Origin of the sequence: Xanthomonas sp. NCPPB 3582 (genome assembly GCF_041475735.2) — a bacterium.
Classification (GTDB): domain Bacteria; phylum Pseudomonadota; class Gammaproteobacteria; order Xanthomonadales; family Xanthomonadaceae; genus Xanthomonas; species Xanthomonas codiaei.
Genome location: NZ_CM192968.1, coordinates 4,565,914 through 4,588,673, shown reverse-complemented (window position 1 = coordinate 4,588,673; position 22,760 = coordinate 4,565,914). Strand labels below are relative to the sequence as shown.

Annotated in this window: 15 protein-coding genes and 1 other RNA gene; 13 read left to right on the top strand and 3 right to left on the bottom strand. The window is 67.7% G+C overall.

Features of this window, described 5'->3' with window-relative positions; translation table 11 throughout:
- Window positions 1-185: 185 nt before the first annotated feature.
- On the top strand, window positions 186-401 hold the full coding sequence (locus ACCQ05_RS19450) for a hypothetical protein (protein ID WP_228961817.1): 216 nt from the start codon (window positions 186-188) through the stop codon (window positions 399-401).
- Window positions 402-885: 484 nt separating this feature from the next.
- Here ACCQ05_RS19450 and ACCQ05_RS19445 read toward each other — a convergent pair whose 3' ends face one another.
- Window positions 886-2,514, bottom strand: coding sequence for a GGDEF domain-containing protein (locus ACCQ05_RS19445; protein WP_104543603.1), 1,629 nt, complete (start codon window positions 2,512-2,514; stop codon window positions 886-888).
- Between the two features lie 482 nt (window positions 2,515-2,996).
- Between ACCQ05_RS19445 and glgA the strand changes: the two genes are divergently transcribed.
- From glgA to ACCQ05_RS19405, 8 genes are all read left to right on the top strand, one after another.
- A complete protein-coding gene (gene glgA, locus ACCQ05_RS19440; protein ID WP_372392168.1) occupies window positions 2,997-4,580 on the top strand; it encodes a glycogen synthase GlgA in 1,584 nt (527 codons plus the stop codon).
- Complete coding sequence (locus tag ACCQ05_RS19435) at window positions 4,577-6,811, top strand: 1,4-alpha-glucan branching enzyme (protein WP_372392167.1); 2,235 nt, start codon at window positions 4,577-4,579, stop codon at window positions 6,809-6,811. The genes glgA and ACCQ05_RS19435 overlap by 4 nt, the downstream gene beginning before the upstream one ends.
- Window positions 6,812-6,813: 2 nt before the next feature.
- Window positions 6,814-8,571, top strand: coding sequence for a malto-oligosyltrehalose trehalohydrolase (gene treZ, locus ACCQ05_RS19430; protein ID WP_372392165.1), 1,758 nt, complete (start codon window positions 6,814-6,816; stop codon window positions 8,569-8,571).
- Entirely contained in the window at window positions 8,568-10,499 is a 1,932-nt protein-coding gene (locus tag ACCQ05_RS19425; RefSeq protein WP_372392164.1) for a 4-alpha-glucanotransferase, read from the top strand. The genes treZ and ACCQ05_RS19425 overlap by 4 nt, the downstream gene beginning before the upstream one ends.
- Window positions 10,496-13,114: a malto-oligosyltrehalose synthase gene (gene treY, locus ACCQ05_RS19420; protein WP_372392163.1), complete on the top strand. Its 2,619-nt coding sequence runs from the start codon at window positions 10,496-10,498 to the stop codon at window positions 13,112-13,114. The genes ACCQ05_RS19425 and treY overlap by 4 nt, the downstream gene beginning before the upstream one ends.
- Window positions 13,115-13,128: 14 nt before the next feature.
- Window positions 13,129-13,314, top strand: coding sequence for a DUF2934 domain-containing protein (locus ACCQ05_RS19415; RefSeq protein WP_104543593.1), 186 nt, complete (start codon window positions 13,129-13,131; stop codon window positions 13,312-13,314).
- Between the two features lie 123 nt (window positions 13,315-13,437).
- Entirely contained in the window at window positions 13,438-15,600 is a 2,163-nt protein-coding gene (gene glgX, locus ACCQ05_RS19410; RefSeq protein ID WP_372392162.1) for a glycogen debranching protein GlgX, read from the top strand.
- A gap of 16 nt (window positions 15,601-15,616) precedes the next feature.
- Window positions 15,617-16,249, top strand: coding sequence for an NAD(P)H-binding protein (locus ACCQ05_RS19405; protein WP_372392161.1), 633 nt, complete (start codon window positions 15,617-15,619; stop codon window positions 16,247-16,249).
- Between the two features lie 161 nt (window positions 16,250-16,410).
- Here ACCQ05_RS19405 and ACCQ05_RS19400 read toward each other — a convergent pair whose 3' ends face one another.
- On the bottom strand, window positions 16,411-17,169 hold the full coding sequence (locus ACCQ05_RS19400; protein ID WP_372392160.1) for an SDR family NAD(P)-dependent oxidoreductase: 759 nt from the start codon (window positions 17,167-17,169) through the stop codon (window positions 16,411-16,413).
- A 504-nt stretch (window positions 17,170-17,673) separates the two neighbouring features.
- On the opposite strand from ACCQ05_RS19400, the gene ACCQ05_RS19395 reads away from it, so the two are divergent.
- The 3 genes from ACCQ05_RS19395 (at window position 17,674) to ACCQ05_RS19385 (ending at window position 20,176) form a co-directional block, all read left to right on the top strand.
- Complete coding sequence (locus ACCQ05_RS19395; RefSeq protein ID WP_372392158.1) at window positions 17,674-19,083, top strand: FAD/NAD(P)-binding protein; 1,410 nt, start codon at window positions 17,674-17,676, stop codon at window positions 19,081-19,083.
- 504 nt (window positions 19,084-19,587) lie between these two features.
- Window positions 19,588-20,019 (top strand): VirK family protein, encoded by a 432-nt coding sequence (locus ACCQ05_RS19390; RefSeq protein ID WP_372392156.1) that lies wholly within the window; start codon window positions 19,588-19,590, stop codon window positions 20,017-20,019.
- 81 nt (window positions 20,020-20,100) lie between these two features.
- Window positions 20,101-20,176, top strand: a non-coding RNA gene (locus ACCQ05_RS19385) — sX9 sRNA.
- 383 nt (window positions 20,177-20,559) lie between these two features.
- Here the strand turns inward: ACCQ05_RS19385 and ACCQ05_RS19380 are convergent.
- Window positions 20,560-22,020, bottom strand: a complete 1,461-nt coding sequence (locus tag ACCQ05_RS19380) for an efflux transporter outer membrane subunit (RefSeq protein WP_372392155.1) — start codon at window positions 22,018-22,020, stop codon at window positions 20,560-20,562.
- Window positions 22,021-22,108: 88 nt separating this feature from the next.
- On the opposite strand from ACCQ05_RS19380, the gene ACCQ05_RS19375 reads away from it, so the two are divergent.
- Entirely contained in the window at window positions 22,109-22,726 is a 618-nt protein-coding gene (locus ACCQ05_RS19375) for a TetR/AcrR family transcriptional regulator (RefSeq protein ID WP_104541768.1), read from the top strand.
- Window positions 22,727-22,760 lie beyond the last annotated feature (34 nt).

Below are 22,760 nucleotides of genomic sequence, written 5' to 3'. Positions count from 1 at the left end.
ATTAAAGTAAATTTAATTATAGCCATCATTATGATTTCTGGCTGCGATAATATGGAGCGAATTAGTAAAGTGGCCGATGTGAAAAAAATCCAGATCGCAGTATAGGAAGGCAGATTTTTTTTGATTTTTGCATTAAGAGTGATAGGCATGGTGCTTCACTCTATGATTGTGCCGATCCGGCAAAATTGCTTCCCGTCGAAATTTCAGAAAAGGTCCAAAAATCAAAAAAAGGAAAAGCTTTAATCGAGTCAGGATACAAGCAGTGGACTCCGGAAAACAATGTCGAGATAAAGGTTAAGGTGTCCGGGGGGGTGGTTGATCGTCGAAGCCAAGGCGGAGGTATTGTTTTTATAATAAATAACATCAAAAGTTTTGATGTGGCAAAAGGAAACGGTATTTGAGTAATAATGCGGCCTTCGCAAACTTTTGAGGAATGGCAAGTCTGGACGACTCTGCACTGCCAGCGGCCCGTCGCTACCGGACGCGCACAGTTGCAACCGGGAAGACGCATTAGCTCCCCGGGTGCGTGGTGCTAAGCAACTACGATGTGCGAGATCGATTGTCCTGACTGCCCTTCTCCGACAAGAACGGCGATCAGCGCTGGACCTACACTCCCGACGGCCTGTCCGCCAGGAGCGAGACCACCACCCCTTTGGCGGCACCGGCGCGCATCGCTATACCTACGACGCGCAGGACAATCGGCGCACGCACGTCACCGGGGGCAACAGCTAAGATTACTACTACGACGGCGCCAACCGCCTGACCAACCTGATGAACGTTGCCATCGGCGCTAGCGAGATAGAGATCGCTCTATCTGACCGGGTCATTGGGGGAAGACTTCGAACAGACTTTAAGAAGATTTTCAGGGGCAACTCATCACTACCGTTAATCGGCGCTGATCACCCGATTCTTGCCCGCGGCCTTGGCGTCGTACATGGCGCGGTCGGCGCGCCGGATCAGTTCGTCCTGGGTCTCGTCGGCATGCCGCAGCGCCACGCCGGCACTGAAGCTGATGAAGATCCGCACGTCCTCGTGCAACAGCGAGCGCTGCGCCAGTGCACGCTGCAGACGGATCACCGCCGCGCTGGCTTCGAAGATGGTCGAGTCCGGTAACAACAGCACGAATTCCTCGCCACCGAAGCGGGCGATGGCGTCGGTGGTGCGCAACACCGCCTTGGCCACGTCCACGGTATGGCGCAGCGCCGCGTCGCCGCCGGCATGGCCATGGGCCTCGTTGAGGCGACGGAAGTCGTCCAGGTCCAGCATCGCCACGCACAGCGGCTGGCCGCTGCGCTGGGTGCGGACCGCTTCGCGCTGGAACAGTTCTTCGAAGCCGCGCCGGTTGAGCGCGCCGGTCAGCTGATCCTCGCGGACCAGTCCAGCCACCGCATTGAGCTCCTGTTCCAGCGAGGCGATGCGCTGTTCGGCCTCTTCGACCTGGCGGCGTGCCGAGAGCAGTTCGTCCCGTGCGGCCAGTGCCTGCGCCTGCACCCCGGCGGTGTCCTGCAGCACGTCCTGCAGCAGGCGATTGAGATCGGGAATGCTGCGAGCGTCGCCGATCGCCTGCGAATAGCCGGCAACGCGGTCGTGATATTCGCCGGTACTGGTGGCCATGCCGTCGAGCCGGTCGACGAAGGACACCATCATCTCGCGCATGGCGGTCTTGGAGTCGGCGATGCCCTGCTTGAGTAGGCCCTGCTTGTAGATCACCTCGCGCAGGGTGCCACGCGCCTGCTCGATCGACTCCCCGTCCAGCGGGCCGGCCAGCAGCTGCCGCACCACCGAGATCTGGCCCTGCAACCAGCTGCGATCGTCCAGCAGTTCGCCGACGTTCTCCAGCAGCAGGTCGAACAAGCCGAGCAACAGGTTCTGCTGTTCGCTGGCGTCTTCGGCGCGCAGGCCGATCTGGTGGCTGAGCTCGCGCAGGCGCTGCTCCAGCGTGATCAGCTCATGCCCCGGGCGCCAGTGGCGCAGGGCCGATGCCAGGGTCTGGGCCTCTTCGGCCAGCTCCGGGCTGCGTTGCAGCAAGGTGGCCAGGGCATTGCCCAGCGCATGGCGCAGCAGGTCGCGCAGCTGTTCGGCTTCGGTACGGCCTTCTGCCAGCGAGTCGCCGATATCGATGGTGCGGATGTACTTGTCGATCAGTTGGCGCAGCGTGCGGCCATAGCCCAGCCAGTCGCCGGCGGCGTAGGCCGTACTCAGGCGTACGCCCATGTCGCCGAGTTCGCCATGCAGGCTGGCCATGCCGTCGGCGAACGCCAGCAGCAGGGCTTCCGGATGTGCGGCATGCGAGAACAGGCGGATCAGCATGGCCGTGGCAGCGGCCGGATCGTGCGTGCCGGACTTGGCCTTGGCCGGTACCAGCTGGTGGGCAGCCATGGCCTGTGCGCCGTGCGCGGAACTGCGCACGCTCGGCAGGGCGGCCGCCGGGCGCGCGCTGTCCGCGCCACCCCAGGGCAACAGACGGCGCAGCCCGCCACGCGGGCGGCTTGGAAGTTCAGGCTGGTCTGCCATGCCAGATCTCGAAAAGGTCGACGTGCTAACGCTCCTTATCGGCGCAGGCGCAGGCCGCTTGAGCAGGCCCGACCGTAGCGTCGCGGCACGGCATGGCTCCCTCGCGAAGGGCGGTGCCGAGAACGTCGTGAACCCAGGCATGAACAAGTCACGCAGATGACGACGAGCGCGGCCAGGTTCTCCCGCATTCGGTGCATCGCAGTGCCAGTGCACCGATGCGGGGATGTCGTTGCACTGCGATGCGTCGCTTATGCCTGTCGGCATGCGCAACCGTGCGCGATGGAATGTGGCTGTCGCAGAAAAGTCAGCACATGTTCACGCATATTTTATTTGGTCGGGGTGTAGATTCATCGACAAGGACGACGTGGAGTACGCGCGTTGGCCCCGCTCCTCATTCGTTGCATGTCGTCTGGCCCGATCGGCAGACGATGGTTGTCGCTTCGCCGTTTTCCGTCTCCACCCACTTTACGACGGACGTTTAGATGGTTGCCATGATGCCGCTCCACGCTACCAGCGCACGCCTCGAGCGCAGCGCGTTGATCCCCACGCTGAAGAAGAGCGGGCGGCCGCGCGACGCGCGCGGACGTTTCATCCGCCATCACGAGCGTCTGCCGGTGTCGCTGGCCGACACGCGCGGTGCGTTGTTCGTGGTGTCGGAGATGGCCGACTTCATCAAGGCCGGTGGTCTGGGCGATGTGGCGGCCGCACTGCCGCGCGCGCTGCGTCATCGCTATGACGTGCGCGTGTTGATCCCCGGGTATCGCGCGGTGCTCGAGCGCGCCGGCAAGGTCGAGATCGTGGGCCGTGTGCTGGCGCATGCCGCGCTGCCGGCCTGCGACATCGGCCGTATCGTGCAATCGGACGGCTTGCCGATCTATATCCTGTTGTCCAAGGAACTGTTCGAACGCGATGGCTCGCCGTACGTGAGCACCAGCGGTTCGGAGTTCGAAGACAATGCCATCCGTTTCGCCACCTTGTCGCATGCCGCCGCGCAGATCGCCGCCGGCCATGCCGGGCTGGGCTGGAAGCCGCGCCTGCTGCATCTCAACGATTGGCCGTGTGCGCTGGCGGCCGGCTATGTGCGCTGGTCCGGCGGCACCACCCCGTGTCTGCTCACCATCCACAACCTGGCCTACCAGGGCCTGGTGCCGTATTCGATGGCTGCGGCGCTGGGCATTCCCGCCGAGCGCGTGGCCGAGCTGGAGTTCTACGGGCAGATGTCGTTCCTGCGCGGCGGCATCGTCAATGCCGATCACGTCAATACCGTCAGCGTCAGCTATGCCAAGCAGATCACCGGCCCGGCACAGGGCTGCGGACTGGACCGGCTGCTGGCCGGTCGCGCCGCCATGGGCGCGCTGACCGGCATCGTCAACGGCATCGATGCCAGCTGGGACCCGCGCACCGACGCGCACCTGGATGCGCATTTCAGCGTGAACCACTGGCAGGGCCGTCAGGCCAACGCCGGGCAGGTGCGCAAGGCGTTCGGCTTGCGCGAGAGCAACGGCCCGCTGTTTGCGGTGGTCTCGCGGCTGGTGCACCAGAAGGGCCTGGACCTGATCTGCGAGGTCGCTCCGCAGATCGTGGCCGCCGGTGGCCAGATCGCGGTGATCGGCGGTGGCGAGCCGGAGATCGAGCAGCAGGTGGCCGAGCTGACCCGCCGCTATCCCGGCCAGGTCGGCGCCTTCATCGGCTTCGAGGAAGGCCTGGCACGGCGCATGTTCGCCGGTGCCGACTTCCTGCTGATGCCGTCGCGGTTCGAGCCCTGCGGGCTGAGCCAGATGTATGCACAACGCTTTGGCTGCCTGCCGATCGCCCACGCCACTGGCGGGCTGATCGACACCGTGGACGATGGCGTCACCGGCTTCCTGTTCCAGCACGCCAGCGTGGAGGCGCTGCGCCGCTGCCTGGAACGCGCCTTCCGTACCTTCCGCCTGCCCAGCCTGCTGGCGGCGATGCGCCGGGCGGCGATGCTGCGCCCCAGCGGCTGGGATGTGGCCGGCAAGAAGTATCTCTCCCTTTACGAACACACCGCCGCCACCGCGCCCGCGCTTGCGACGGTGTCATGAGCGAACGGTTGGGCGGGCAGGTCCAGGAGACGGAAACTGACGCGGTGACCACGGAAGGCATGTCCGATGTTGCGCAGACCCTGCAGGCACTGGCCCAGGGGCTGCCCGCCGATGCATTCACGGTGCTGGGCCCGCATCCGCAGGCCGACGGCCGCCGCCGCGTGCGCGTGCTGGCACCAGGCGCCGAGGCGATGGGCTTGATCGATCCGCGCGGCAAGCTGCTGGCGCGCATGCAGGCCACCGAGACCGATGGCCTGTTCGAAGGCGAACTGGCCGGCGACGGCCCGTACCGGCTGCGCATCGTGTGGCCGGACGTGGTGCAGGAGATCGAAGACCCCTACGCGTTCGGCCCGATCCTGGACGAATCGCTGCTGCTGCAGATCGCCGCCGGCGACGGGCAGGCGCTGCGCCGCGCACTGGGCGCCCAGCACATGCGCTGCGGCGAGGTGCCGGGTGTGCGCTTTGCGGTATGGGCACCGCACGCGCAGCGCGTGGCCGTGGTCGGCGACTTCAATGGCTGGGAGGCGCGGCGGCACCCGATGCGCCAGCGAAGTGGTGGCTTCTGGGAGCTGTTCCTGCCGCGCGTGGAAGCCGGCGCCCGCTACAAATACGCCATCACCGCGGCCGATGGCCGCGTGCTGCTCAAGGCCGACCCGGTGGCGCGCCAGAGCGAGCTGCCGCCGGCCACCGCCTCGGTGGTGCCCGGTGACGCGGCATTCGCCTGGACCGATGCCGAGTGGATGCGTCGGCGCAGTGCGCAGGCCTTGCCGGCGCCGATGTCCATCTATGAGGTGCATGCGGCCTCGTGGCGCCGTGACGGGCATGATCAGCCGCTGGACTGGTCCAGCCTGGCCGGGCAGCTGATTCCGTATGTGCAGCAGCTCGGCTTCACCCATATCGAACTGCTGCCGATCACCGAACACCCGTTTGGTGGATCGTGGGGCTACCAACCGCTGGGCCTGTATGCGCCCACCGCGCGGCATGGCAGCCCGGATGGTTTTGCCGCCTTTGTCGATGCCTGCCATCGCGCCGGCATCGGCGTGATCTTGGACTGGGTCAGCGCGCACTTTCCCGATGACGCACACGGCATGGCGCAGTTCGATGGCGCGGCCCTGTACGAGCACGCCGACCCGCGCGAAGGCATGCACCGCGACTGGAATACGCTGATCTACAACTACGGCCGCCCGGAAGTGACCGCGTTCCTGTTGGGCAGTGCGCTGGAGTGGATCGACCATTACCACCTCGATGGCCTGCGCGTGGATGCGGTGGCCTCGATGCTGTATCGCGACTACGGCCGCGCGGAGGGCGAGTGGGTGCCCAATGCGCACGGCGGCCGCGAGAACCTGGAAGCGGTGGCCTTCCTGCGCCAGCTCAACGGCGAGATCGCCGCACGCTTTCCCGGCGTGCTGACCATCGCCGAAGAATCCACCGCCTGGCCAGGGGTGACCGCACCGCTGGCCGATGGCGGGCTGGGCTTCACCCACAAGTGGAACATGGGCTGGATGCACGACACGCTGAGCTACATGCAGCGCGATCCGGCCGAGCGCGCCCAGCACCACAGCCAGCTCACCTTTGGCCTGGTGTACGCGTTCTCCGAGCGCTTCGTGCTGCCGCTATCGCACGACGAAGTGGTGCACGGCACCGGCGGCCTGCTCGGGCAGATGCCCGGCGATGACTGGCGGCGCTTTGCCAACCTGCGCGCCTACCTGGCGCTGATGTGGGCGCACCCGGGCGACAAATTGCTGTTCATGGGCGCCGAATTCGGCCAGTGGGCCGACTGGAATCACGACCAGTCGCTGGACTGGCACCTGCTCGATGGCGCCCCGCATCGCGGCATGCAACGGCTGGTGGGCGATCTCAATGCCGCGCTGCGCCGCGTGCCGGCGCTGTACCGCGGCACCCACCGTGCCGAGGGGTTCGACTGGAGCGTGGCCGACGATGCGCGCAACAGCGTGCTGGCCTTCATCCGCCACGATCCCGACGGCGGCGGCGTGCCGCTGCTGGCGGTGAGCAACCTCACTCCGCAACCGCTGCACGACTACGGCGTGGGCGTGCCGCGTGCCGGCGCCTGGCGCGAAATCCTCAATACCGATAGCGCCCACTACGGTGGCAGCAACCTCGGCAACGGCGGTCGCCTGGCGACCGAGCCGATGGGCATGCATGGGCATGCGCAACGGCTGCGCCTGACCCTGCCGCCGCTGGCCACGATCTACCTGCAAGCGGAGAACTGACAATGAACGAGCGCGACGCGACCACCCCGGCCTGGGGCGCATGGCCAGCGGGTGAAGGACAGGTGCGCTTCGCGCTCTGGGCGCCGGAGGCCAGCCGCGTGGAGGTGGTGTTCGCCGATGGCGCGCGCGCTGCGCTGCAGGCGGGGGCGGACGGCTTCTTCAGTGCGGTGCTGGCCTGTGCCGCCGGTGCGCGCTATCGCTACAGCATCGACGGGGGCGAGCCGGTACCGGATCCGGCCTCGCGCTGGCAGCCGGACGGCGTGCATGGCGCCAGCGCCGTGCAGCCCACCGATGGCTACCGCTGGAGCCACCCGCAATGGCAGGGCCGGCCCTGGGACGAGGCGGTGATCTACGAACTGCACGTAGGTGCCTGCGGTGGCTATGCAGGCGTGAAGGCGCAACTGCCGCAGCTGGCGGCGATGGGCATCACCGCGATCGAACTGATGCCGCTGAGCGCCTTCCCCGGCGCGCACAACTGGGGCTACGACGGCGTGCTGCCGTATGCGCCGGCGCAGGCCTATGGCACCCCGGACGAACTGAAGGCCTTGATCGACGCCGCGCATGGGCATGGCCTGATGGTGCTGCTGGACGTGGTCTACAACCACTTCGGCCCGGACGGCAATTATCTGCACAGCTACGCCGGCGCCTTCTTCAACGAAGACAAGCCCACCCCTTGGGGGGCGGCGATCGATTTCCGCAAGCCGCCGGTGCAGCGCTACTTCCTCGACAACGCGCTGATGTGGCTGCACGAGTACCGCTTCGATGGGTTGCGCCTGGACGCGGTGCACGCGATCACCCCGAACGCCTTCCTGGATACCTTGCGCGAGACCATCGACGCCAGCCTGCCCGCCGGTCGCCACGTGCACCTGGTGCTGGAGAACGAAGCCAACCAGGCCTCGCAGCTGCAACGCGGCTATACGGCGCAGTGGGACGACGACTTCCACAATGCGCTGCATGTGCTGCTGACCGGCGAGACCGAAGGCTATTACGCCGCCTTTGCCGACAAGCCGACCGCGCACCTGGCACGCGTGCTGGGCGAAGGCTTCGCCTACCAGGGCGAGCCGGACCCGCGCGGGCACGTGCGCGGCGAGCCGAGCGGGGCCTTGCCGCCGCACAAGTTCGTGGTGTTCGCGCAGAACCACGACCAGATCGGCAACCGCGCGCGCGGCGAGCGGCTGAGCGTGCTGGTTTCGCCGCAGCGCCTGCGTGCGGCACTGGCGCTGACCGCGTTGACGCCGATGATCCCGCTGTTCTTCATGGGCGAACCATGGGGCGCTACCCAGCCGTTCCTGTTCTTCACCGATTTCGGCCCGCCGCTGGACGAGGCGGTGCGCGAAGGCCGCCGCCGCGAGTTCGCGCACTTTGCCGCGTTCGCCGATCCGGCGCAGCGCGCCACCATTCCCGATCCGAACAGCCCGGCCACCTTCGCTGCCTCGCGTTCGCCGATCGAAGACGCCGCGCACGGCGAGGGCGCGCAATGGGCGGCCTGGTTCACTGCGCTGCTGGGCGTGCGGCGCCAGTGGCTGGTGCCGGGCCTGGCGCAGGCGCGCGCGCTGCGTGCCTGCGTGCTGGCCGATGGCGCGCTCACCGCCACCTGGGAATTGCCGGGCGGGTTGTGGCATATCGCCTTCAATGTCGGCGCCGCCGCCGTGCCGCTGCCACCGCGGCGTGGGCAGGTGGTGCATGCCGAAAACGTGGATGCCGCCGCGCAGCTGTTGCCGGTCGATGGCTTCATCGCCTGGCACGAGGCGCAGGCATGAGCGCCAATTCCCTGCACGCCCTGGCCAGCGCGGCCGGGGTGATGGTCGATTGGGTGGATGCCAGCGATCAACCGCGGCAGGTATCCGAGCCGTCGCTGCAGGCGGTACTCACCGCGCTGGAGTTGCCGGCTGCCACCGCCGCACAGCGCGAGGACAGCCTGCGCCGCTGTCAGGCCCAAGCGGCCGAACCGGCCGCCCTGCTCACCGCGCAGGTGGGCGCGCCCCTGGCGCTGCGCGTTGGCGCCAATGCCAGTGGCCGCTGGACCGACGACAGCGGCGCCAGCGAAGCGGCGCAGGCCAATGCGCAGGGGCAGCTGCGTGCGCCGCAACGCTATGGTTACTGGACACTGGAAATCGGCGGAATCACGCAGCAGGTGGCGGTTGCGCCGCAGCGCTGTTTCAGCGTGGCCGATGCCTGCGGCCAGGCCGCACCACGGGCCTGGGGCATGGCGCTGCAGGTGTATTCGGCCTGCAGCCCCGACGATGCCGGCATAGGCGATGCCGCCGGCACGGTCGAATGGTTGCGGCATGCGGCATTGGCCGGCGCCGATGCGCTGGCGCTGAGCCCGGTGCACGCTTCGCGCCCGGTCACCGGTGGCTACAGCCCGTATTCGCCCAGCGACCGGCGCTTCTCCGACCCGCTGCACGCCGCACCGGTGCGCGTGCTCGGCGAGACCGCGCTGGAGGCCCTCGCTGCCGTGCCCGGCCTGCGCGAGCACTTCGACGCACTGCACAGCCATGCCTTGATCGACTGGCCGGCCTCGGCGCAGGCCAAGTGGCGCTTGCTGCGCGAGCTCCACGCGCGGGTGTCGCCGGATCATCCGGATCTGCTGGCGTTCCGCACGGCAGGTGGCGCGGAGCTGGAGGGATTCGCCCGGTTTGCCGCACGCGATTTCGGCGACAACGATCCGCAGCTGCATGTGTTCACGCAGTGGCTGGCCGCGCGCAGTTGGGCCGACGCACAGCGCGAAGCGCACGAGCGCGGCATGAAGATCGGCCTGATCGCCGACCTGGCAGTGGGCTTCGACCCCAAGGGCGCCGAAGCGGCTGCAGCCGGCGATACCGTGTTGCGTGGGCTGGTGCTGGGCGCGCCGCCGGACGCCTTCAATGCCGACGGCCAGCACTGGGGCATCGGTGCGTATTCGCCCACCGCCCTGCGCCGCAGCGGCTTCGCACCGTACATCGCGCTGCTGCGCGCGGTGCTGCGCGAGCGCGGCGGCATCCGCATCGATCACATCCTGGGCCTGCTGCGGCTGTGGGTGGTGCCCGATGGCGCCGGCTCCAACGAAGGCGCGTACCTGTCCTATCCGCTGCACGACCTGCTCAACCTGCTGGCGCTGGAATCCTGGCGCCACCGCGCGATCGTGATCGGCGAGGACCTGGGCGTGGTGCCGCCGGGCATCCGCGAAGAGCTGTCCGAGCGCGGGGTGATGGGCATCGATGTGCTGATGTTCACCCGCGACAGGCACGGTGCATTCATCGCCCCGGCGCTGTGGCGCCCGGATGCGGTGGCCACCACCACCACCCACGATCTGCCCACGCTCACCGGCTGGCGCAAAGGCCGCGATATCGACTGGCGGCGTCAGCTGGAGCTGATCCAGCCCGCCCAGGCGGCCGAGGACGCCAAGGCGCGCACGCAGGACCTGGCGCGCCTGGATGCCGCGGTGGAGCACGCCGGCCTGCACGGCGAGGACCGGTTGCTGGGCGCGCTGCGTTTCACCGCCAGCGGGGTGTCTCCGCTGATGCTGGTGCCGGTGGAAGATGCGCTGGCGCTGGAAGAACAACCCAATCTGCCGGGCACCGTCGAGGTCCATCCCAACTGGCGCCGACGCCTGCCCGATCCCTTGCCGCATGCGCGCCTGACCACGGCGCTGCACGGCGTTGCCGAGGCGCGTCGCGTCGCGGCCGTTTCGGACTCCCAGTCATGATCGAGCTTCGCGCCACCGCCCGCCTGCAGCTGCATGCCGGCTTCACCCTGCACGATGCACGCGCGCAGGTGCCGTACTACGCCGGCCTGGGCATCAGCCATCTGTATCTGTCGCCGATCGGCACGGCGGTGCCGGGCTCCACGCACGGCTACGACAACATCGACCCAACGGTGGTCAACCCCGAACTCGGCGGCGAACAAGCGCTGGTTGCGCTGTCCAAGGCCGCGCGCGAACACGGCATGGGGTTGATCGCCGACATCGTGCCCAACCACATGGCCACGCATGCAGACAACGCGTGGTGGTGGGATGTGCTGCGGCATGGCCGCAGTGCCAGGCATGCCGACTGGTTCGACATCGACTGGCGCGCCCCGGGGCGCGACGGCAAGCTGTGGCTGGCGGTGCTGGATCGCCCGTATGCCAGCGCCCTGGCCGAAGGCCTGATCACCCTGGTGGTGGACGAAGACGGCAGCGCCGCCCTGGCGCACTACGACCAGCGCTACCCGATTCGCCCGCAGACCCTGGACGTGCCGGAACCCGCCGCACGCGCGCAGTGGCTGCGCGACTACAACGACGGCGCCAAGCGTGGCGATGGCCGTCTGCACAAGCTGATCGAACGCCAGCCTTATCGCCTGAACTGGTGGCGCGTGGGCAACGACATGCTCAACTACCGCCGCTTCTTCGACATCACTTCGCTGGTGGCCTTGCGGGTGGAGCTGCCGGCGGTGTTCGACGCCGTGCACGCGCTGCCGCTGCGGCTGGTGGCCGAAGGCCACCTGGATGGCCTGCGCATCGATCACGTGGACGGGCTCACCGACCCCACCGGCTACGTGCGCAAGCTGCGCAGCCGGCTGGATGCGGCCGGCCGCGCGCGCGGGCTCAAGCCCGGCACGCTGGGCCTGTACCTGGAAAAGATCCTCGCCCCCGGCGAACACCTGCCGGCCGACTGGCCGTGCGATGGCACCACCGGCTACGACTTCATGGACCAGGTGGGCGGCGTGCTGCACGACGCGGCCGGCTTCAAGCCGCTGGCACGCGCCTGGCAGAAGACCAGCGGCCGCAGCGGCGATTTTGCGCAGGAAGAGCGCAACGCACGCGACGAGATGCTGCGTGGCCCGCTGCAGACCGAATTCAATCGCGCCGTGGGTGCGTTGTCGGCGCTGGCGCGATTGGACCCGCCCACCCGCGAGTTCAGCCCGCAGATGCTGGCACGCGGGCTGTGCGTGCTGCTGCGCTGGTTCCCGGTGTACCGCACCTACGCCGGCCCCAAGGGCATCGGCGGCAGCGAAGCCGAGCGCCTGCGCGCCACCGCCGCGCGTGCACGCGAGGGCATGCCCGAATCGATCGTGGCGGCAGTGAACGCCATCGAGCGCTGGCTGCTGGACGATACCGGCGCCGATCGCGCGCAGATCGCCTTGCGGCGCATCCTGCGCCGCCGCGTCGAACAGCTCTCCGCGCCGCTCAATGCCAAGGCGGTGGAAGACACCGCGTTCTATCGGCATGGCGTGCTGCTGTCGCGCAACGAGGTGGGCAGCCACCCGACCCACTTCGCCAATGAGGCGGCGCAGTTCCACGCGCAGAACCTCGAGCGCGCCAGGCATTATCCGCGCGCGCTGCTGGCCACTGCCACGCACGATCACAAGCGCGGCGAAGACCTGCGCATGCGGCTGGCCGTGCTGTCCGAACAACCGCGCTGGTGGATCGAGCAAAGTACCCAGTTCGATGCCTTGGCCGAAACGCTGGATGCGCCGGCCCTGGCTGGTGGCGATCAGCAGATGCTGTGGCAGACCCTTGTGGCGGCCTGGCCGATCGGACTGGGCGCCGACCAAGCCGAGCCGCTGGCCGCCTTTGCCGAGCGCGTGGCGCAGTGGCTGCTCAAGGCGGTGCGCGAAGCCAAGCTGCATACCAGCTGGACCGATGGCTCGGCCGCCTACGAACAGGCGGTGCAGGCCACCGTGGAGCAGGTGCTGTGCAGCCGCGCCGGATTGCCGCTGCGGCGCGCGTTGCTGCGCGCCAGCAACCGCATCGCCGCGGCCGGTGCGCGCAATGCGCTGGTGCAAACCACCTTGCGCCTGACCGTGCCGGGCGTGCCCGATCTGTACCAGGGCACCGAAGGCTGGGACCTGTCGTTGGTGGATCCGGACAACCGCCGCCCGGTGGACTATGCGCAACGCCAGCAGTGGCTGGACCAGGCGCGCGACTGGACCACGCTGCTGCGTAACTGGCGCGATGGCGCGGTCAAGGCCCGCCTGACTGCGGTGCTGCTGCAACTGCGCCGCGAACATCCGGCGCTGTTTGCGAAGGGCGACTATCAAGCCTTGCAGGTTGCCGTCAGCGGCGATGCGCAGGTGCTGGCCTTCCGTCGTCACTACCGCGGCCAGTCGCTGGTGGTGGCGGTGACCCGGCTGGGCGCCGGTGCGTCGGGCGATGGAGACCTCCCGCTGCTGGTGCCGCCGGCCAGTTGGGGGCCGGCGGCATTGGCCTTGCCGGAAGCGTCCTACCGCAATGTGCTCGACGGCAGCATGCTGCAGCCCCAGCGCGGTCGCGTGCCGTTGTCGACGCTGTTTGCACGTGCGCCGGTGGCAGTGTTGTCGACCCCGTCATCCCCAGACCCCTGAGAGAAACGCACGCAATGAATGACATGGAACGGCAGGCACGGCTTCGCCAGTTGGCACAGGAGATCTGGGAGGCCGAAGGCCGTCCCGACGGGCATGCGGACCGCCATTGGGCGATGGCCGAGCGGCTGGTGGCCGCCGAAGAGCGCGCGGCCGAGCAGGCCGCCGAGCACGCGGTCACGCCGATCACTGCACGTCAGTAACGCTGCCTCTGTCACCGTTTCGACGTGCCTGACGCAGGATCGGCGTGCGCCTCCACCGGCGTAGGCCCATAGACCCGCAGTGCTGATTCCCGTATCCGAGTTCACCGCAGCAAGGAGTTATCGATGGCCACTCGCAAGTTCACCCAGCGCTCGCGCATCCGCGAAGGCCGTCCCAACCCGCTAGGCGCCACCTGGGATGGCCTGGGCGTCAACTTTGCGCTGTACTCGCGCAACGCCACGCGGGTGGAGCTGTGCCTGTTCGACGAGCGCGGCCGCGAGCAGGAACGCATCGCACTGCCCGAATACACCGACGAGGTCTGGCACGGCTACCTGCCCGACGCGCGCCCCGGCCAGCTGTACGGCTACCGCGTGCATGGCCCCTATGCGCCGGATGCCGGCCACCGCTTCAACCACAACAAATTGCTGCTGGACCCGTATGCCAAGCAGATCGTCGGCGAACTCAAATGGGCGCCGCATCTGTTCGGCTACATCATCGGCCATCGCGACAAGGACCTGAGCTTCGACCGGCGCGACAGCGCCGCGTTCATGCCCAAGTCCGCGGTGATCGACCCGGCCTTCACCTGGGGCCAGGACCGCCCGCCGCAGACGCCGTGGAACCGCACGGTGATCTACGAGGCGCACGTGCGTGGCCTGAGCATGCTGCACCCGGCGGTACCGCCGGAAAATCGCGGTACGTTCTCGGCGCTGAAGACCGACGAGTTGATCGACCACATCAGCTCCCTGGGCGTCACCGCGGTGGAGTTATTGCCGGTGCATGCCTTCGTCGACGATCAATATCTGCTGGAAAAAGGCCTGCGCAACTACTGGGGCTACAACACGCTGGGCTTTTTCGCCCCGCAAGGGCGCTACATGTCCACGCGCACGGTGGCCGAATTCAAGCAGATGGTGGCGCGGCTGCACCACGCCGGGCTGGAAGTGCTGCTGGACGTGGTCTACAACCACACCGCCGAAGGCAACGAACTCGGGCCCACGCTGTCGTTCAAGGGGATCGACAACGCCAGCTATTACCGCCTGGCCGACGACCGCCGGTTCTATATCAACGACACCGGCACCGGCAACACCTTCGACCTGACCAACGTCGGCGCGCTGCGCATGGTGATGGATTCGCTGCGCTACTGGGTGCAGGAAATGCACGTGGATGGCTTCCGTTTCGATCTGGCCAGCATTCTCGGGCGCGAGCGCTACGGCTTCGATCCGTCGGGCAGCTTCCTGGATGCGGTGCGGCAGGACCCGGTGCTGAGCCAGACCAAGTTGATCGCCGAGCCGTGGGACATCGGACCCGGCGGCTATCAGGTGGGCAATTTCCCGCCCGGCTGGGTGGAGTGGAACGACAAGTTTCGCGACAACGTGCGCGCCTTCTGGCGCGGCGATGCCGGCCAGCTGGCCGAACTGGCCACCCGCCTCACCGGCTCGGCCGACCTGTTCAATCACAGCGGCCGCCGCCCCACTGCCTCGGTCAACTTCGTCACCGCGCACGATGGCTTCACCCTGCGCGATCTGGTGAGTTACGAAGGCAAGCACAACATGGCCAACGGCGAGGACGGCCGCGACGGCAGCGACCACAATATTTCCGCCAATTACGGGGTGGAAGGCGATACCAACGACCCGGCGATCAAGCAGCTGCGCCGCCAGCAGATGCGTAACCTGCTGGCCACCTTGCTGCTGTCGCAGGGCACGCCGATGCTGCTGGCCGGCGATGAATTCGGCCACAGCCAGAACGGCAACAACAACGCCTATTGCCAGGACAACGCGCTGACCTGGATCGACTGGACCGCTGCCACCAAGGCCGCCGCCGCCGACCAGGCCGCGTTCGTGCGGCGGCTGATCCGTATCCGTCAGCGCTATCCGCTGCTGCATCGCGCGCGCTTTTTCGACGGCAAGTTCGACGAAGCGCTGGGCCTGAAGGATCTCACCTGGCTGGCGCCCAATGGCGTGGAGATGGACGAAGCCGCCTGGCACGACCCGGAGGCGCGCGCGCTGATGCTGCGCCTGGATGGCCGCTCGCCGACCACTGGCTTGCGCGAGATCGCCGCCAACGTCACCTTGCTGATGCTGATCAATGCCGCATCCACCAACGTGTCGTTCATTCTGCCGGCGATGCACGACGAACACTGGCGCGTGCTGGTCGACACCGCGCGCCACGGCGGACGCGTGGTCGCTGGCGGCAGCGAGTGGAAGGCGCCGGCGCATTCGTTGACGCTGCTGGCGGTGGAACGCGACCGCATTGCCAGCAGTGCGCGCATCGTCTCCGAAGGGGCGCGCTGATGGCGAGGATGGCCTGATGGACGTATTGCTGGCAGGAGCCACCGGGTTGGTCGGCAGGCAGGTGTTGCAGCAGTTGCTGGCCGATGCGCGTTGCACCGGCGTGGTGGCGGTGACGCGCCGGCCGCTGACCCAGATCCATCCCAAGCTGCGCAATCAGGTGATCGACTTCGAACGCCTGTCCAGCTGGACCGCGCCGCGCATGGAAGCGGCCATCTGCGCGCTGGGCAGCACCATGAAACAGGCCGGCTCGCGCGAGGCCTTCTATCGCATCGATCACGACTACCCGATGGCGCTGGCGCGCGCCGCCTGCGCGCGGGGCACCTCGGTGTTCGTACTGAACTCGGCGGCCGGCGCCGACGCGCGCTCGCGCATCTTCTACAACCGGGTCAAGGGCGAGCTGGAACGCGATCTGCGCGAGGTCGGCTTTCCGTCGCTCACCTTCGTACGCCCGGGCCTGATCGGCGGCAAACGCGAGGAGCGCCGCACCGGCGAACAGCTCGGCAGCCTCGTACTGGGCGCACTGGGCCCGATCCTGCCGCGCCGGTTCCGCATCAACCCGGCCGAGCGCATTGCCGCGGCGATGGTAAGCGCAGCGTTGGCACCGGCGCGCGGCGAGCACAGCGTGGAGGCGGCGGAACTGGTTGGCTGACCAGCTCCCTGCGCGTGTTCGCAGGGCGAGAGATGCAAGCCTGGGTGTCTTGGTAGGAGCGCGCCAGAGCGCGACGAGGCTTCACTCGTAAAGCCTCGTCGCGCTCTGGCGCGCTCCTACGAATGCGTGTGCAGTGGCGCCTTCGCTGGTGAGGCAGCTGCTCACACCCCCAGCGACTGCCCGCCATCCACCGCCAGCACCTGCCCGGTGATCCAGCGCGCCTGCGGCGAGGCCAGGAACAATGCGGCGTCAGCGATGTGCTGCACCTGCCCGAAACCGCCGAACGGAATGCTGTCGCGGATGCGTGCGTACAGTTCCGGCTCTTCGCGCCTGCGCTGGTCCCATAGCCCGTCGGGAAACTCGATCGACCCCGGTGCGATGGCATTGACGCGGATGCGTTCGCGCGCCAGCTCGGCGGCCAGGGTGGTGGTGTAGTAATTCAGCGCGGCCTTGGCGGTGGAGTAGGCAATCGCGCGCGGCGTCGGGCGCTGCGCGTTGATCGAGCTGATGTTGAGGATCACCGCATCCGCGCTGCGGCGCAGATGCGGCAAGGCCGCGCGGTTGCAGCGCACGGCCGCCATCAGGTCGATCTCCAGGCCGGCCTGCCAGCTGGCATCGTCGGTGCCGTGACCGTAGCCGGAGGCATTGTTGACGACCACATCCAGGCCGCCCAATGCCTGCGCGGCGGCCTGCACGTAGTGCTCGATCTGTGCTGCGTCGGCCAGGTCGCAGGGCAGGGTGTGCACCGGCGTACCGCGCGCCGCCAGCGTCTGCGCCGCCTGTGCCAGGCCGTCGGGGTTACGCGCGCAGATCGACACCTGCGCGCCATTGCGCACGAAGGCGTCGGCGATCGCCAGGCCAATGCCGCGGCTGCCTCCGGCGATCAGGACACGTTGCGGAAGCGATGCGGAGTCGGACATGACAGAGACCTGAGAACACATCTGCGCATTATCGAACAGCTGGCACTGCACGACTCGCCTCGGTTGAACCGTGCGGGTAGATCGGCACCCAACGCGGTATCGCGAAAATGCGATGCCGCTCCATGCGGTGAGCGATGCGGAATCCGTCGCAGCCGCCGACCGGCACCGCTGCATAGGCGTCGCTGGTCTGGGCTGGCGAAGATCCGCGGCGTCGGCCCCTGGCGCTTCAGGCGCATCGCCCGCACGCGTTGGGCAGCACGGACGCAGGCAGCCTTGCGCAGCAGCGGGCCTACCCGCTGTCCATATCTCCGATTGGCGATGTCGAATGCGGTGGCGGCCGCTGTCATTTCGCTGCCATCTGCGCCGAGCGCCGCTTGTCCGGCAAGCCTCATCACCGCTGGCGATCAGCTCATGCCTTTCTGGCTGCTCGTCGCTAACCAAACGTTTACACACTGGCGGCCTGCTGCGGGCACAACGTGCGGGTCATTCAGTGGGGAGTTGCACATGGAAACCCATATCACCGTCATCGGGGCCGGTTTCTGCGGCACCGCGCTGGTCCGTGCACTGGCGCAGACGGCCGACGCACAGGTGCGCATCACGCTGGTCGGCGTGGCCGACACCTTCGGCAGCGGCATCGCCTACGGTGCCGCGCGGCCGGAGCACCTGCTCAACGTGCGTGCCAAGGATCTGGGCATCGATGCCCAGGCGCCGGCTGCGTTCGCCGAGTCCTTGCACCTGGGCGATAGCGGGCGGTTGGAATTCCTGCCGCGGCTGGCCTATGGCGACTATCTGCGCAGCGAACTGGATGCGGCGGTAAGCGGCGCGCAGGCCTCCATCGTGCGGTTGTCGCAGGAGGCAGTGGCAGTGGAGCGGATGCGCAAGGGCTTCCGCGTGTTCCTGGCCAATGGCGATGCCTTCCACAGCGACCGCGTGGTGCTGGCGGTGGGTGGGCTGCAGCCGCAGGCGCTGGCCGGCATCGGCCCGCGCTTGAGCGTGCATCCGCGCTATATCGGCTGGCCGTGGCAGGGCGATGCGCTGGCGCGGCTGTCGCCGGATGACGATGTGCTGATCGTCGGCGCGGGCCTGACCATGGTCGATGTGGCGCTGACCCTGCACGCACGCGGGCACAAGGGACGGCTGCTGGCGATCTCGCGGCGCGGGCTCGCGCCGCAGGCGCATCTGCGCCAGCCCGGCGCGCCGCTCGAGTTGCCGCCGCACCTGCAACGCGCGCTCAAGGATGCCGACCTGCGCGGCCTGTTGCGCGGTGTGCGCCAGCTCAGCGCGGTGGTGGACGACTGGCGGCGCGTGGTGGATGCGCTGCGCCCGCATCTGCAGCCGCTGTGGCAACGCCTGCAACTGTCGCAGCGTGCGCGCTTCCTGCGCCATCTGCGGCCGTACTGGGAAGTGGCGCGGCATCGGGTGGCGCCGGGCGCGGCGGAGCAACTGGCGCACTTGCAGGCCGGCGGCCAGCTGCAGGTGGTGGCCGCGCGGCTGCTGCGTGCGCGCTGGGTTCCCGATGGCGTGGAAGCGGTGATCCGCGCGCGCGGCGCGGCCGATGCGCAGACGCTGCGGTTCGACGCGGTTGTTCGCGCCACCGGCCTGGATACCGATATCGACCGGACCAGCGACCCATTGATCGCCGGCATGCGCGAAGCAGGCCTGTTGCGTGCCGACCCGCTCGGGCTGGGCGTGGACACCGATGCGCAACTGCGCGTGCGCGATGGTACCGGGCAGATCGTGCCGGGGCTGTACTGCGTGGGGCCGCTGTTGCGCGGGCGTTATTGGGAAATCACCGCCGTTCCCGAGCTGCGCGTGGCCACGCGCGCACTGGCCGACCGACTGCTGCTGGGCGCCACTCCGGCGTTACAGCCGGAACCCGAACAGGTGCCGCGCGAGGTCAACGGCCGGTTATAGGCAGCCCGTGTTTGACCCTCATGCCTGGTTCGCGCAGATGAGCCGCAAGGGGCTGTCCGCTTGCTGATCGGGTGCCTGCGCTGCCATCCGGCGATCACGGGGCAGGCGGGCTGCGCTTGGCTGTGCACGGCCAAGCGCGGCGGCGTTCCACCTGGCAGGGCGGCGGGCTGCTGGCGGGCTTGGGCAAGCCTGCTCGCGGTTCGTGTCGATCCAGGTCTGCAGCGTGATGATCGTGGTCTCGTCCGGCAGGTCTTCGCCGGTCTCGTACGGCGTGACGGGGGCGGTGGCACTGCGCGCAGGCCATCCCGGGCAAGTGCAGAACGGATCTGCGCATGCAGGCATGGTCAGAACTGTGCGCCCGTGCACGCGCGTTGCCGAACAACGCAAACATGCAGCGCGATGCGTAGTGCAGCGCACGGTGTTGGGCAGGACCGGGTCATGGTGTAGGCCCTGGACTCACCGATGTCCAGGGCGCTCGATTCCCTCGTCTGCCTGGAGTTCGCCATGCCCCGTCTTGCTTCCGCCATCGTTGCTTCCGCGCTGTGTGCCTGTGCCCTACCGGCCATGGCCAGCGAATCGCTCAATTCGCGCGCCGACGTCATTGCCGCACTCGACGCCGGTTACGACGTCAGCCTGACCACCAATCTCAGTCTCTGCACGCCCGAACAAGGCACGCCTGCCAGCCAGACCCGCGGCGGCCGCCATATCGATGCCTACCGCATCACCGAGGACGGCACGGCCGCATTCTCCGGCTCGCACTTCACCGTGGCCAACGACGGCAAGCCGATCCAGCAGTTCATGCGGTACCAGCTGCGCCCGGACGGCAGTGTGCGGTTCACCACCTACATGTACGACCTGCCAGCGCTGCAACAACGCGGCCCGATGCTGGCGTATCAATGCAAGATCAATCAGGGCATTCGTTTCCACGCTGATTGAGCGGGGCTCAGCAAGCGGCGAGCCAAGGGCGGCTAACGACACGACTACGCAGCTGTGATGCGGGTCATGCCGGTGCTCGGCATGGCCACTCGGACACTGCGGTTCGCAGTGAGCCTTCCATACGCACCTGATGACTGCTCGCTACGCTCGGTTAGCCGCTCTGAGTTCGCTGGTCGCCAGACGCTGACGCGTGCGGACTTGCGATGTCGTACCAAAGTGTGTGGCGTCGCTCAAACAGAACGACAAATTACGCAGGCGATCGAGGCTTCGCCCGCACCCTCATCCGCCCCTGCGGGGCAGCTTCTCCTCCATAAAGGAGGACAATGTCCCGGCGGGATAAGGGATATCTCTTCACTGTGCGTGAGGAGTGCGCATAGCCGTAGCCCCTCTCCTGCGGGAGAGGGGTTGGGGTGAGGGTACGGGGCGCAGCCACGCATGGCGTCTGGCGAGCAGATACAGAAGCATGCAAGCATCATCTGCACGAACGCTGGCAATCGTCGGCGTTGTAGGTCATGACGTTAGCGGCTACTGCTACTGCTATTACTGCACCGCCACCCCTTCACCGCCGCCAGTCTGCCAACCACCACCCAGGGCCCTGAACGTAGCCACCGCACTGCGCGCTGCATCCGTGCGTGCCTGCACCTGCGAGTCGGAGGCGCGCAGCAGGCTGTCGTCGGCAGTGAGCACTTCGATCAGGCTGACCGTGCCTTTTTCATAGGCCAGTGCCGAGGCGCCGCGCGCCTTGCCCAGCGCATCCACGGCCTGCGACAGCACTGCGGCTTGCTGCTCGCGTTTGACCAGTGCGGTGAAGGCGTTTTCCACATCTTCGGTAGCGCGCAGGACAGCCAAGCGGTACGCAGCCAACTGTTCGGCCTCCTGGCCCTTGGCCTGGGCGATCTGCGCGTTGATGCGGCCGAAATCGAAGAGCCGCCAGCGCAGTCCCAGCACGCCGGACGCCTGCGCGGCGTCGCCGGTGAACAGATTGGCGCCGGAGATGGCGGTGGCACTGCCGAGCAACCCGCTCAGCGACAATTTGGGGTAGTACTCGGACACCGCCACGCCGATGCGTGCGTTGGCCGCGGCCAGCCGGCGTTCGGCCACGATCAAGTCGGGACGGCGGCGCAGCAGGTCGGCCGGCGCGCCGCTGTCGGCGATCTGCGGCGCCGCCGGGATGGGTTTGCTGGCTGCCAGCTCGGCGCGGTGGGTGCCGGGCACCGCGCCCAGCATCACGTCCAGCGCGTTCATCGCCGCGACCAGGCCGGCTTCCAGACCCGGCACCGTGGCCTGCGCCTGGCCCAGCGCGCCCTGGGCCTGCTGCAGTTGCAGTTCGGCCGCCAGGCCCTTGCCGTGCAACAGCGTCACCATCGACACCAGCCCCTGCTGGGTGGCGACCTGACGCTGCGCCACGTCCAGCCGCGCCTGCAGGCCGCGGATGCTGATGTAGATGTCGGCGGTCTGCGCGGCCACCGCCAGACGGGTGGCCGCCGCACCGGCGTCGGTTGCCTGGTAGTCGGCCAATGCGGCCTGGCGCCCGCGGCGCAGGCCGCCGAACAGGTCCAGCTCCCAGCTGGCGCCAAGGTTTGCTTCGTAGATGCTGGCATAGCGCTCGAAGCTGGGGATGCTGTTCAGCACCTGGCCCTGCGGCGTCTCCAGCGACTGATAGGCGCGCGTGGCACTGCCGTTGATGTTGCCGGAAGGCAGCAAGGCGGCAGTGGCGGCGCTCAGCCCGGCGCGTGCCTGGGTCACCCGCGCGCTGGCCTGGGCCAGGTCCAGGTTCTGCGCCAGCGCGGCGGTGACGTAGCGGCTCAGGTCCGGGTCGTTGAAGCCGACCCACCAGCTGTCCAGGTCGGCCTGCGTGCTGGCCTGGCGTTCAGCCACGGCGGCCTGCCCGAGATAGTGCTCGGGCAGGGGAGCATCGGGACGAGCATAGTCTGGGCCCACCGCACAGCCTGCGGCGAGGCTGGCGGCAGTGAGCGCTGCAAGGGTGCGGAGTGAGGGCATGACGGAACCAGAGTGGCAGGACGGTGAGTGACTGTAGTACGAAATGGTCACTTTTGTAAGTCGGGGGCCACCGCGCTAAGCTGTTGGAATGAGCACGACATCCAGTTATCCAGTTTCCGGCCGGGGCCCGGTCGACCACGACGTGCGCGACCAGATCGTCATCGCCGCCACCGACCATTTCAGCCGCTATGGCTATGAGAAGACCTCTGTCTCGGATCTGGCCAAGGCGATCGGGTTCTCCAAGGCCTATATCTACAAGTTCTTCGAGTCCAAGCAGGCCATCGGCGAGTCGATCTGCACCAACTGCATGCGCCAGATCGAAACCGAGGTCCGTGCCGCGATGGACGAAACCGACCAGGCGCCAGAAAAAATCCGTAGGCTTTTCAAGGTGATTACCGAGGCCAGCCTGCGGCTGTGCTTCCAGGACCGCAAGCTTTACGAAATTGCGGCGTCGGCCGCCACCGAGCGCTGGCAGTCGGTGGTTGCCTATGAGGTCCGCATGCAGAAGCTGGTGCACGACGTGCTGCAGCAGGGGCGGTTGAATGGCGATTTCGAGCGCAAGACGCCGCTGGACGAGGCCGCCCAGGCGGTTTACGCGGTGCTGCGCCCGTACATGAATCCGGCGGTGCTCCAATACAACCTGGAGCAGGTCGAAGAGATGCCGGTGCTGCTGTCGGGTCTGGTGCTGCGCAGCCTGTCGCCATGAATTCGTTTGTGACTATTGACTGATATGGTCACAA